At 26.6% G+C, this 14,313-nt stretch carries 10 protein-coding genes; 9 read left to right on the top strand and 1 reads right to left on the bottom strand.

Translation table 11 applies throughout. The features are described 5' to 3' along the window. The first annotated feature begins 826 nt into the window (after positions 1-826). The 7 genes from bolA (at position 827) to ppiD (ending at position 9,567) form a co-directional block, all read left to right on the top strand. A complete protein-coding gene (gene bolA, locus CRV12_RS03335) occupies positions 827-1,144 on the top strand; it encodes a transcriptional regulator BolA (protein ID WP_136131227.1) in 318 nt (105 codons plus the stop codon). 153 nt (positions 1,145-1,297) lie between these two features. Next, positions 1,298-2,620 (top strand): trigger factor, encoded by a 1,323-nt coding sequence (tig, locus tag CRV12_RS03330; RefSeq protein WP_158676345.1) that lies wholly within the window; start codon positions 1,298-1,300, stop codon positions 2,618-2,620. 85 nt (positions 2,621-2,705) lie between these two features. Next, positions 2,706-3,329, top strand: a complete 624-nt coding sequence (gene clpP, locus CRV12_RS03325) for an ATP-dependent Clp endopeptidase proteolytic subunit ClpP (RefSeq protein WP_474117065.1) — start codon at positions 2,706-2,708, stop codon at positions 3,327-3,329. Positions 3,330-3,426: 97 nt separating this feature from the next. Beyond that, positions 3,427-4,707 (top strand): ATP-dependent Clp protease ATP-binding subunit ClpX, encoded by a 1,281-nt coding sequence (clpX, locus tag CRV12_RS03320; RefSeq protein ID WP_136131225.1) that lies wholly within the window; start codon positions 3,427-3,429, stop codon positions 4,705-4,707. A 189-nt stretch (positions 4,708-4,896) separates the two neighbouring features. After that, positions 4,897-7,233, top strand: coding sequence for an endopeptidase La (gene lon / locus CRV12_RS03315; RefSeq protein ID WP_136131224.1), 2,337 nt, complete (start codon positions 4,897-4,899; stop codon positions 7,231-7,233). Between the two features lie 136 nt (positions 7,234-7,369). After that, positions 7,370-7,642, top strand: a complete 273-nt coding sequence (locus CRV12_RS03310; RefSeq protein WP_136131223.1) for an HU family DNA-binding protein — start codon at positions 7,370-7,372, stop codon at positions 7,640-7,642. Between the two features lie 92 nt (positions 7,643-7,734). Continuing rightward, a complete protein-coding gene (gene ppiD, locus CRV12_RS03305; protein ID WP_136131222.1) occupies positions 7,735-9,567 on the top strand; it encodes a peptidylprolyl isomerase in 1,833 nt (610 codons plus the stop codon). A gap of 23 nt (positions 9,568-9,590) precedes the next feature. Here ppiD and queC read toward each other — a convergent pair whose 3' ends face one another. Beyond that, complete coding sequence (gene queC, locus CRV12_RS03300) at positions 9,591-10,286, bottom strand: 7-cyano-7-deazaguanine synthase QueC (RefSeq protein WP_136131221.1); 696 nt, start codon at positions 10,284-10,286, stop codon at positions 9,591-9,593. 456 nt (positions 10,287-10,742) lie between these two features. On the opposite strand from queC, the gene CRV12_RS03295 reads away from it, so the two are divergent. Then, on the top strand, positions 10,743-12,497 hold the full coding sequence (locus CRV12_RS03295; protein ID WP_136131220.1) for a SmdA family multidrug ABC transporter permease/ATP-binding protein: 1,755 nt from the start codon (positions 10,743-10,745) through the stop codon (positions 12,495-12,497). 13 nt (positions 12,498-12,510) lie between these two features. Further along, positions 12,511-14,253 (top strand): SmdB family multidrug efflux ABC transporter permease/ATP-binding protein, encoded by a 1,743-nt coding sequence (locus tag CRV12_RS03290; protein ID WP_136131219.1) that lies wholly within the window; start codon positions 12,511-12,513, stop codon positions 14,251-14,253. The last annotated feature ends 60 nt before the right edge of the window (positions 14,254-14,313 follow it).

The following is a 14,313-nucleotide window of genomic DNA, read 5'->3' as shown; positions in this document are numbered from 1 at the left end:
AGCATATCTTTCGAAAAAACCATCTGTAATTTCTGTAAAAATTTTTTCAGAATATAATTTTACTTGCACAACATATATAACAGTATATTATATAATATTTATAGATGAACATTATAATCTATATTTTTGAATAATTTAATACTAATTTTAAAGTTACTAAAGTATTTTATTATGTTTTTATTAATTTATTATCTATTATTAGACGTTTTAGAAATTACTTATATTAATAAAATATTTCATTATTTACTCTAATATTAATTTCTTTGTATTGTAAATATTGACTATAGTATTAAATATTTTAATTAACTTGTTAAATTAATTAATAGATAATTGTTTTTTATTATAAAATTACTATTTAATCAACAAAAATTTATTATAAAAATTCAACATAATTCATGTCTAATTTTAGTTTATAAAAAAATACTTAATAGTAGATATAAACGTAATCATATGACTATTTTTAATAACAACATAGTAATTATAATTAAATAATATACTTAATTTTTTTGTATTTAATTACAATAAATATTCTATTTTATTTAAATAGCATGTAGAAAATTCCGAATAATTTTCTAATTATTTGATGTTTAATAACAAATTAAATAAATCCATTAAAGATATCATTTTGAATTTTATGTATTATAAAAATATGAAAATTATTAAAAATATTTTGCTTTATAATATAAATTTTATTTTATGATATTACATCTGAATAATAAACTAATAAATAGTACATTACTCAATTGTATTTAATGAAAGAGTTTTAAAAGATACTAATATTTAATTATTAGCGATTATGAAAGCTTTCTATTTAAGGAGCAAAATAATGATTCGCGAAAAAATAGAACAAAAACTTCGCCTAGCCTTTAAACCAATTCATTTGGAAGTACATGATGAAAGTTATAGACATAATGTTCCTGCAGGTTCAGAAAGTCATTTTAAAATAATTATTGTAAGCAATCACTTTAAAGGTCAGCGTTTTTTAATTCGCCATCGTGCTATTTATAGTGAGCTTGCAAGTGATATTTTAGGTAATATACATGCTTTAGCATTACATACATATACATTAAAAGAGTGGTCAGTATTACAGTATGCTGTACCTAATTCACCTTGTTGCAATAGCAGTAAAACTCAAATTGCTTAGGATATTTTATCCTATCTAACGGCCTAAGGGCCGTTTCTTTTTTTATATGATTGTTATTTACTCGACTGACTTTAATGATTTAGTTATAATATTTTAACTTTTTATTTGTTATCTAGTATTTAATGAAAACATATAATGTTTTGGAGTAATAAAATGCAAGTTTTAGACGATAACACACAGAACTTGAATAGAACAATTACTATTACCATAAATTCTGAAAAACTTAGCAAGGCTATAGAAAAAGAACTAATTAATATGTCGAAGACAATTCGAATAAATGGTTTTAGGCAAGGCAAAGTGCCAATGCAAATAATATTTCAACGGTATAAAAATTCTATAGTTCAAGATACTTTAAATAAGTTGATGAAAGAAAACTTTATTAATATAATGATTAAACAGAAAATTAACGTAATTGATATACCAATATATACTCCAGGAACATATATTGAAAATAGTGATTTTACATATACAGTTGAATTTAAAGTTTATCCAATAATCAAATTGAAATTTTTAGAAGAAATTAAAGTTGAAAAACCATTAATTACAATTAGTGATTATGATATTAATACAGCGATAGATGTAATTCGACAACAAAATATAAAATGGATCAAACAGGATACAATAGCACAAAAAGAAGATCGAGTTACTATTGATTTTATCAGTTATATTGATGGTAAAAAAATAAAAGATGGAAAAATTTCTGACTTTATTTTGATTTTAGGTAAAGGTCATATGATACCTAATTTTGAAGACAATATAATTGGATATAAACCCGGAGATAAATTTAATATTAATTCGAATTTTCCCAAAGATTATCATTTAAAATTTTTAAGAGGAAAAACAGTAAATTTCGATATAAAACTTAAAAAAGTTGAAAAACCTATTTTTCCTGAACTAAATAAATCATTTATTGACAATTTAGGAATAAAAGATGGGTCAGTTTCTAGTCTTCGTAATATAATTCATAAAAATATGGAACTAGAATCAAAATCTTTGATTTATAAATCGATAAAAAATCAAATAGTTAAAGAAATATTACAATTAAATATAATTGAAATACCAATCGCATTAGTTAATCATGAAATTGATGTTATAAATTATCAATCATTACAAGAACGTAAAAAAAATAAAAAATTACATACAGATAGCAATTTACCAAGAAAATCATTAGAAAATAAAGCCAAAAAAAGAATAATTATCAAATTATTGATAAATAATATAAGTAATCAATATAAATTGGAAACGGATGAAAAAATAGTTAACAAAATGATTGAAGAAATAGCATCTATTTATAAAGATCCACAAGAAATTATAAACCTTTATAAAAACAATGATGATATGATTAACAATATTAGATATATAAATATTGAAAAACAATCAATTGATATAGTACTTAGTCAAGCTAAAGTAATAGAAAAAGAAATAGATTTTAATACATTAGTGAGTCAATTCAAAGAAACAACAGATAACATATAGTAAATTTCACTATTTAAGTATAATGTATTTTATATATAAAAGGCAAAAAACAAAATATAATATAAACATATCTAGGAGATCATTGTTGGTGTCATATAGTAATTACAAATTTTCTACATCGCAAAACAATCTAATACCTATGGTAGTTGAGAGAACAAACCATGGCGAGCGTTCATATGATATATATTCTCGTCTACTTAAAGAAAGAGTCATCTTTTTAACTGGACAAGTTGAAGATTATATGTCCAATCTAATTGTTGCTCAAATGCTTTTTTTAGAAGCAGATAATCCAGAAAAAGATATTAATCTTTATATTAATTCTCCAGGAGGCATTATTACATCTGGACTATCTATTTATGATACCATGAAATTTATTACACCAGATATTAGTACTATTTGTATTGGTCAAGCTTGTTCGATGGGTGCATTTTTACTAGCTGCAGGAACTAAAGGAAAACGTTTTTGCTTGCCACACTCGCGTGTAATGATACACCAACCTCTTGGCGGATATCAAGGTCAAGCCACTGATATTGAAATTCATGCAAAGGAAATACTAAAAGTGAAACAATGTATGAATGAATTACTAGCAAAACATACTGGTAGATCTTTAAAACAAGTAAAAAATGATACAGAACGTGATTATTTTTTATCATCACAAGAAGCATTAGAATATGGAATTATTGATTCAATTCTAACTTCTCGTAAATAAAAATATTATTAATAAACTATAAAATCAACACAAATAATTTAATACATTCATCCCGATTTCTAGTATTATAGTAAAAGTAAAAGAAGGGAATTGAGTGATGACAGATAAAAATAAAGAAACTTTAAATAAATTGCTTTGTTGTTCTTTTTGTGATAAAAATCAACAAGAGGTTCGTAAATTAATTGCTGGACCATCAGTTTATATATGTGATGAATGTGTTTTTATGTGTAGAGATATTATTTATGAAGAAAGTAATAAAGAACCGTCTCCAAAGCATGAAATTCAAAAAATCCCTACACCACATGATATTTATTGTTATCTTGATGAATATATAGTTGGTCAAGAACTGGCAAAAAAAGTATTAGCCGTAGCAGTTTATAATCATTATAAACGCTTATATAGTAAAGATATTAATAGTAATATTGAATTGGGAAAAAGTAACATATTACTTATTGGACCAACCGGTAGCGGTAAAACATTACTTGCTGAAACATTAGCAAAGTTATTAAATGTACCATTTATTATTGCAGATGCGACTACTCTAACTGAGGCAGGATATGTAGGTGAAGATGTAGAAAATATAATACAAAAATTATTGCAAAAATGTAATTATGATGTAAAAAAAGCACAACATGGTATTATCTATATTGATGAAATTGACAAAATTTCCAGAAAATCGGAAAATATATCTATAACTAGAGATGTTTCTGGTGAAGGTGTTCAGCAAGCTCTTCTTAAGTTAATAGAAGGAACCGTAGCTTCAATACCACCTCAAGGTGGCCGTAAACATCCGCAACAAGAATTTATTCAAGTAGATACTTCAACAATTTTGTTTATCTGCGGAGGTGCTTTTACAGGTTTAGATAAAGTAATTGCTCAACGTGTAAAAATAAGTTCAGAAATTGGATTTGTTGCAAATATACATGATCAATCAAAATATCTTACTGAAAATAAATTACTTACACAATGTAAGCCAGAAGATTTAGTTAAATTTGGACTAATTCCAGAATTTGTTGGTAGATTACCAGTCATTACAATTTTAAATGAACTAAATGAAAAGACCTTAATTGAAATTTTACATAAACCTAAAAATGCTTTAACAAAACAGTATCAAGCTTTATTTGAGTTAGAAGGAGTTAAACTTAACTTTCAAGAAAATGCATTAATTGCTATAGCAAAAAAAGCAATAACACACAAAACAGGTGCTCGTGGTTTAAGATCAATCATTGAAGGTATATTATTAGAAACTATGTATGACCTACCTTCAATGAAAGGAATAGAAAAAATATTAATTGATAGATTAGTAATAGAAGGAAAGTCAACGCCTAAATTGATTTCAAAATCTCAAGAAATTTGTAACAATCCAATACAGCGTTAATTTTAGTTTTACAAAATGAAAAAGGGATTGATACTTTCCCTTTTTCTTGTTATTGATAATATTGAATGTTGAACAATCATCCCCATATGATTAATGTTCGTAAGTTTTAAAACAAGATAAATGAATTTTTAAACAAAATAATATAAATGTGGTTCCCATCTAGCAGATTTAGAATTAAGAGAGAGCTCCATGAATCCTGAGCGTTCTAAAAGTATTGAAATACCCGTATTACCTCTACGGGATGTGGTGGTTTACCCACATATGGTTATTCCGTTATTTGTTGGACGAGAAAAATCAATTCGATGCCTGGAAGCTGCAATGGATCATGATAAAAAAGTTATGTTAGTTGCACAAAAAGAAGCTTCAATAGATGAACCTGGAATTAACGATTTGTTTTCAATAGGAACGATAGCATCAGTTTTACAAATGTTAAAATTACCAGATGGAACTGTTAAAGTTCTTGTTGAAGGTTTACAAAGAGCTCATATCAAGACATTGGCTGATAATGGAGACCATTTTATTGCAGAAGCTGAATATTTGATTTCACCAAAAATTGCAGAACGTGAGCAAGAAGTACTAGTACGCACAGCAATTAATCAATTTGAAGGATATATAAAACTAAACAAAAAAATACCGCCTGAAGTACTTACTTCTTTAAATAGTATTGAGGATGCAGCACGTTTAGCTGACACTGTAGCTGCCCATATTCCATTAAAATTAGGAGATAAACAATCAGTTCTTGAAATGTCTGATGTGAATGAACGTTTGGAATATCTTATGGCTATGATGGAATCTGAAATAGACTTAATGCAAGTTGAAAAAAGAATTAGAAATAGAGTAAAGAAACAAATGGAAAAAAGTCAGCGTGAATACTATTTAAATGAACAAATGAAAGCAATTCAAAAAGAATTAGGTGAGATGGATGAAATTCCAGATGAGTATGAAACTCTAAAAAGAAAAATTGATATTGCAAAAATGCCAATAGAAGCACGTAATAAAACTGAATCTGAATTACAAAAATTAAAAATGATGTCACCAATGTCTGCAGAAGCAACAGTAGTACGGAGTTATATTGATTGGATGATTCAGGTACCATGGTATAGAAGAAGCAAAGTAAAAAAAGATATACGTAAAGCTCAAAAAATATTAGACATAGATCATTATGGTTTGGAAAAAGTTAAAGATCGCATATTAGAATATCTTGCAGTACAAAGCAGAGTTAACAAAATTAAAGGACCTATTTTATGTTTAGTAGGACCACCAGGAGTAGGTAAAACATCATTGGGTCAATCTATTGCTAGAGCAACTGGTCGTAAATATATTAGAATGTCTCTTGGTGGAGTACGTGATGAAGCAGAAATTAGGGGTCATAGGCGTACTTATATTGGTTCCATGCCTGGAAAAATAATTCAAAAAATGGCCAAAATAAAAGTAAAAAATCCACTTTTTTTACTAGATGAAATTGACAAGATGTCTTCAGATATGCGTGGTGATCCAGCATCGGCATTATTAGAAGTTCTTGATCCAGAACAAAATATTTCTTTTAATGATCATTATTTAGAAGTAGATTATGATCTTTCTGATGTAATGTTTATTGCAACTTCTAATTCAATGAATATACCATCACCTTTATTAGATAGAATGGAAGTAATTCGTCTTTCAGGGTATACAGAAGATGAAAAATTGAACATAGCAAAAAGATATCTCTTACCAAAACAAATTAATTGTAATGCACTAAAACCAGGAGAGATTACTATTGAAGATAATGCTTTTCTGGGTATTATTCGTTATTATACTCGTGAGGCAGGAGTTCGTAATTTAGAACGCGAAATTTCTAAACTATGTCGTAAAACTGTAAAGCTTTTGTTGATAGATAATACAAAAAAAAGTATATTGATTAATATTAAAAATCTAGATGATTTTTTAGGAATACAGCGCTTTGATTATGGTAAAGCTGAAAATGCAAATAGAATAGGTCAAGTAACAGGATTAGCTTGGACTGAAGTAGGAGGAGAATTATTAACTATAGAAACTGCATGTATTCCAGGTAAAGGAAAACTTACTTATACTGGTTCTTTAGGTGAAGTTATGCAAGAATCTATTCAAGCAGCACTTACAGTAGTACGTGCTCGTGCAAAAACATTAGGTATAAACATAGATTTTTATGAAAAAAGTGATATTCATGTTCACGTTCCTGAAGGTGCAACACCGAAAGATGGGCCTAGTGCCGGTATTGCGATGTGTACTGCTTTAGTTTCTTGTTTAACGTGTAATCCAGTGCGTTCCGATGTGGCAATGACTGGAGAAATTACTTTACGTGGTCAAGTCTTACCAATTGGTGGTTTAAAAGAAAAGTTATTAGCAGCACATCGCGGATATATTAAAACAGTATTGATTCCAGATGACAATAAACGTGATCTACAGGAAATACCAAAAAACATAATTTCCGATTTAACTATTTATCCAGTAAAACGTATTGAAGAAGTGTTGAATTTAGCATTAGAAAATAAACCATATGATATGTAAATTAATTAGAGAGAAACGTCTTTATTTTAATAAAAATTTTGAATTTTATATAAAACAGTTGAAAATTCTGATTTTATTTAATAAACGTTCTAAATTAATACCTATGTTAATATTTATCAGGGGAGATTTAAATAAAGTGAATAAATCACAATTAATCAGTAAAATTGCTCTAGATTATTCTATTCCTAAAACAGTAGTGGGTCGTGTCCTAAATGCTTTTACAGGATCAATTTCTTCTGCTTTAAAAAGTGGAGATGATGTTGTTATAATTGGTTTTGGTACATTTTCTGTACGTAATCGTGCCGCTCGTATAGGAAGAAATCCTCAAACTGGTCAAGAAATTAGTATTCCTGCAGGTAAAATACCTGGTTTTCGTGCAGGTAAAACACTAAAGAATGCTATTAATTGATAATTATATTCCTTCTATAATAAAGGAATATATAATTTTGTTTTGAATTTAACATTCAAAATTTTCTTAGACATATTGAGTTTTATTATATTATGATAGGTAGTATTCGTACATTATTTAATTCAATAACAATTAAAATCATATTAGGCATCACAATCTTACTATTTATTTTAACTGGTATTGGCAGCTATGTAATTAATGATCATAAAGATTATATAGCTAAAGTTAACGGTCAAAAAATAACTAATACTGAATTTGATCAAGCATTTAATGATGAAATTGATCATCAACAACAAATCTTAGGAGATAATTTTAAGTATATAATAAAAAATGATTTTTACTTAAATAAAATACGTCAACAAGCGTTAATGTATTTAGTCGATAAATCATTATTGAGTAATTATGCAAACAATTTAAATTTGCGTATTAGCGACGATCAACTTAAGCAAGTTATCTTTAATCAACAATATTTCCAAATTAATGGAAAATTTGATAACACTCAATATAAGAATGTTATTAACAAGATAGGTTTAACCGTTGATCAATATATAGAATTACTACGAAAAGAACTTTCTATTCAACAGTTAGTTAATATTATAGTGAATAGTGATTTTATTTTACCAGGTGAAATTAAAAAATTAGCAAATTTAATTTTTCAAAAAAGATCAATCCGTAAGGCAACTATTAATGTAAATAAACTAGAGAAACAACAAAATACAACTGATGATGAAATAGAACAATATTATCGACAGTATAAAGATAGATTTATGATACCAGAAAAGTTTCGTATTAGTTATATTAAGTTAAATGCTGATAATATCAAAACAATAGTTAATGAATCTGATATTAAAAATTGGTATAATAATAATAAATTTAAATATAATATTTCTGGTAGAAATCATTATAAAATAATTCAAACTAAGACAGAAAATGATGCAAAATACGTTTTAGATAAATTGAAATCAGGTATGCCTTTTTCTGAATTAGCTAAAAAGATATCTGTTGATCCTATTTCTGCGCAAAAAGGAGGAGATATAGGTTGGATAAAATTTGCAGATATACCGAAGGAAATAAAAAATAGTCATCTAAATAAAAAAGGACAAATATCAGATATAATCAAATTATCTAAAGGTTTTTTAATTGTTTATTTAGAAGATACTATTCCAAATAAAAGTACACCATTGTCAAAAGTGCACGATAATATCCTTAATCAAATTAAGAAAGAAAATATTCAAAACATATTTGATAAACTTAATAAAAAAATCAGTATAACAGCACTTAATAATAGAGATTCTCTAAAAGATGTTGAAATAGCTACAGGCTCTAAAATAGTAAAAACAAATTGGTTTAGTATTGATAATATGCCTAAAGAAATTGATTACAGTGCTATTATGGATATTTTATATAAAGGCAATATAAGCACAGGTATTAATTCTGATGTTATCAAATTAGACGACTATCACTCGATTGTAATTCATATCGATGAACATAAGCAAAAAGAAATCAAGCCTATTAAACAAGTTAAGTTGCAAATTATAACTATGTTAAAAAAAGATAAAGCAAAACAACAAGCAAAATTACAAGCAAATCAGTTAATAAATGCAATGGATACTCAAAAAGAATTAAATATAGCTGGTATACCTCTAACTAAAAGTAAGATAATCAGTCGCAATAGTCAAGATCCAATAGATCAAAGAGCATTTGATCTTCCATCTCCTGATAAAGGTAAATATTCTTGGGGTATAGCTGAAGATGCTAAAGGTAACGTAGTAATAATTATGTTAAACAAAATAGTTCCATATCACGTATCACAAGACACAATAGAAAATCTTACTAAAATTTTTATAAAAAATAACTCTGAAATAATTCTTAAGACATTGGTAAGTAATTTATCTAAAAATGCAAAAATTAAATACAATTTATAATATAAAAATTTTTAAAAATAATCTTATTTAAGATTGTTTTTAAATTTTATTTTTTGTAAAATTTTATTTTGATTTTTAAGGAAAATATTTAAACCTTTAGAACGTAGATAACATGCAGAACAATAGCCACACCCGTCACCTATTATTCCATTATAACATGTTAATGTATTTTCTTTTATTAGTGAGAATTTATTCCAGTAATATGCTAATGCCCATATTTCAGCTTTATTAAGATGCATAAGTGGAGTTTCAAAACGAATATTACTAGAAATAGCTAAATTAATAATTTTATTAAATGATTTTATAAATTCTTCACGACAATCTGGATAACCGGAAAAATCTGTTTCACATATTCCAGTTATTATAACTTCTGCTTTTACTTTATAAGCATATATTGAAGATAAAGTTAAAAAAAGAATATTTCTACCTGGTACAAAGGTATTTGGTATACAATTTGTACTTTCCATATGATTAGGTACAGATATATCAGAGCACGTTAAACTACTGATAGTTAATGTATTAAGTACTGTAATATCTAAAATTTTATGTGTGTGTACTTTTAATTCAGAAGCTATCTTATCAGCAATATTAATTTCTTCTCTATGACGTTGTTTATAGTCAAAAGTCAAACAGTGAATTTCATCGTATTGGTTTAATGCTTGAACTAAGCAAGTAGTTGAATCTTGTCCACCACTAAATATAACAACAGCACGCTTCATCGCTATTATCCTAAAACATGAATATTATTTGATTGTGTTCACTAATATATCGTAATAATTAATACAATATAATTCAAATTACTCAGTTGTTTAAATAATATTTATTAAATAAGTTATTTTAATAATATGATCTAACAAAAACAATTACAAAAAACAACCTAAGTATTCATCTAAATTAAATTAACCAATTAAAATATATATATAATTCACATAAAGAATAATATAAATATAACAATGATCCTTTATATAATGATCAATTATAAATAATTTTGAATAATTTTACGAATTTTTATTTATCATAGAATTTATGATGACTTTTTAAAGATTGCTTAATAAATTAAGTCAATCATATAAAAAATAAATTCTTATAAAATTGCATCTCCTTTCATAACAAAAATATTTTATATCAATTTTTGTTATCCTGTTTAATGATTTTAAAAAAATGAGAATAATTTTGTGCGATTATTTAATAAACTAAGTTGGTATTTTATTCGTGAATGGAAGCGTTACATAGGTGCAATTATTCTATTGATTATTATTGCTATTATGCAATTATTACCACCATATGTAGTTGGTATTGTTATAGATGGAGTTACATATAAACACATGAGTAACGAAGATATATGTATGTGGGTTATTTTGATGTTGATAACCGCAATTATTATTTATATACTGCGTTACACTTGGCGTATTTTATTATTTGGAGCATCTTATAAATTAGCAATTGAATTAAGGGATCGTTTCTATCATCAATTAAGTATACAACAAACAGCTTTTTATTTAAAATATCGAACTGGAGATCTCGTTGCTCGTGTTACACATGATGTAGATTGCGTAGTATTTGCTGCAGGTGAAGGTGTGTTAACATTAGTAGATTCTATAATCATGAGCTTAATAGTTCTTATAACTATGAGTATTAAAATAAATTGGCAATTAACATTAATATCACTAATACCAATGCCAGTTATGGCGTACTTTATTCACTATTACGCTGAAAAACTACATCACAGTGTTAAATTAGCTCAAGCTTCATTTTCCACTTTAAATAACTATATACAAGAAAGTATTACTAGTATTCGTATGATTAAATCATTTGGAATTGAACAAAATAGATTAAATAAATTTGTTACAATTGCTGATGACAATAGTAAAAAAAATATTTTTGTATCTAAAATAGATGCACGTTTTGATCCTACTATTTATATTGCCATAGGTATATCAAATATTCTAGCAGTAGGTTGTGGTAGTTGGCTTGTATGGCATAATCAAATGAGTTTAGGACAACTTACAAGATTTATAATGTATCTTGGATTAATGATTTGGCCAATGTTAGCATTGGCATGGACATTCAATATAGTCGAACGTGGAAATGCTTCCTGGAATCGTATTAACGCTATACTATCAGAAAAAAATTCTATTGAAGATATTAATGATAATAATATATTACCTCATCATCCAGGAATATTAGAAGTGTCAATTAACAAATTTTATTATCCAGATAGCTCTGATTTAATATTAGAAAATTTAAGTTTTCAACTTAAACCAGGTAAAATATTAGGTATATGTGGTCCCACTGGATGTGGTAAAAGTACATTAATTAGTATAATCCAACGTTGTTTTGATATTAAAGAAGGTCATATATCCTATCATGGAACATCGTTAAAAAATGTAAGTTTAGATAATTGGCGTAGTCGATTAGCAATAGTTAATCAAATACCCTTCTTATTTTCTGACAGTATAATAAATAATATTAGTTTAGGTAAACCAAGTGCTAGTCAAAAAGAAATAGAAAATGTTGCAAAAATAGCTTGTATACATAATGATATATTACTTTTAAATAAAGGTTACAAAACAGAAGTGGGTGAACGTGGTACGATGTTATCGGGAGGACAAAGGCAGCGTATTACTTTAGCTAGAGCATTATTAATTAATTCTGAAATATTAATTTTAGATGATGCTTTATCTGCAATAGATAGTGTTACTGAAAATCATATTTTAATGAATTTAAAAAATTGGATTAAGAATCATACTTTAATTATTATCACAAATCATTTGTCATCTTTAATTGAAGCCGATGAGATTTTAGTTTTAAACAAAGGTAAAATATTAAATCGTGGAAAACATAGTAAACTCGTAACACAACTTGGTTGGTATAAAGAAATGTATTGCTATCAACAGTTGGAAGCAGCGCTATATAAAGACAAAAATTAAATAGGAGTGCTGTATGAATACATCGCAACATTGGTGGCCAGTTTTAAAACGTTTATTACATTATGGAAAACGTTGGAAAAAATATTTGTTTTATGCAATAGGAATGTTATGGATTGCTGTAATTATTGAAGTAAGTGGACCACTTTTAATTACTTATTTTATAGATCATTTAGTATCAAAACATCAAATACCAGGAACACTATTTAAATGTTTGATCGTAGTTGTTATTGTTTTACAATTATTAGCAGCTATTTTACATTATTGGCAAGTTTTTTTGTTTAATAGTGTATCTATTAATGTAATTCAAAAATTACGTATAGATTTAATGAAGGTTACTTTATATCAACCAATGAATATATTTGATACAAAACCGATTGGTCAAATAATTTCTCGTGTAACAAATGATACTGAAGTAATTAAGGAATTATATGTTACAGTAATTGCTACAGTGCTAAGAAGCACAATTTTGATTGTTACTATGATAGTTGCTATGTTATTATTAGATTGGAGAATGGCATTGATGGCTATGTTGTTGTTTCCAATGGTTTTATTAGTGATAATTATCTATCAATATTACAGTACTCCTATTACTCGTCAAGTAAAAAATTATTTTGCTGATATTAATAATAGTTTTAATGAAGCAATAATAGGCATGAACGTAATACAACAATTTCGTCAACAAGAACGTTTCAGTCAGCGTATACGTAAAATTAGTAGACTACATTATTTAGCCAGAATGAAAACATTACGCTTAGATGGCTGTTTACTTAGACCATTACTGAATTTATTATCTACATTAATATTATGTGGCTTATTAATACTCTTTAATTTATATATAAACGATATTTTTAAAATAGGTGTTCTTTATGCTTTCATAGCATATCTTAGTAGATTAAATGAACCTTTAATTCAATTTGCTGCTCAACAACCAGTATTGCAACAAGCAGTTGTTTCAGGAGAACGTATTTTTGAATTAATGGATTCCAATAAACAACAATATGGATGGGATAAACGTCCATTGGCTTCAGGTAGTATTAGAATAGATCATGTAAATTTTGATTATAATAATAGTAATATTTTATTTGATATTAACTTACATATTACATCTTGCAGTTTTGTTGCTATTGTAGGATATACTGGTAGTGGTAAAAGTACACTTGCAAATTTATTAATGGGTTATTATCCTGTTAATTATGGTAAAATTTATTTAGATAATCGTCCAATAAATCAATTAACACATTCTGTACTGAAACATGGTATTGCAATAGTGCAGCAAGAACCAATAATTTTAGCAGATAGTTTGTTAGTAAATATAAGTTTAGGAAGAAATATTAATGAACAGGTTATTTGGAATACATTAGAAAAAGTTCAATTAATAAGTTTAGTTAATTCCCTTTCCAATGGTATTCATACTAAATTAGGTGAAGAAGGTTGTAATTTATCAGCTGGAGAAAAACAATTATTATCTCTAGCGCGTGTACTAGTTGAATTACCTAAAATTGTTATTTTAGACGAGGCTACTGCAAATATTGATTCCGGCACGGAACAAGCTATACAAAAAACCTTAAATACATTACGTCATAATACTACGTTAGTAGTTATCGCACATAGATTATCTACTATAGTAAAAGCTGATAATGTTATAGTTTTAAATAAAGGTAAAATAATTGAAAAAGGAAATCATAAAGAACTAATAGCTAACCAAGGTCATTATTGGCAAATGTATCAATTACAAAAATCTAAAAATGATTATTAAATTTAATATTTAAACAATTTTTGACTGTAGTTATAACTATATGTATCTTGCACATTTAAG

This window comes from Candidatus Pantoea edessiphila (assembly GCF_002933315.1).
Classification (GTDB): Bacteria; Pseudomonadota; Gammaproteobacteria; order Enterobacterales; family Enterobacteriaceae; genus Pantoea_C.
Note: the sequence above shows the minus strand (reverse complement) of the source record. Positions and strands in the feature narration are given on the sequence as shown.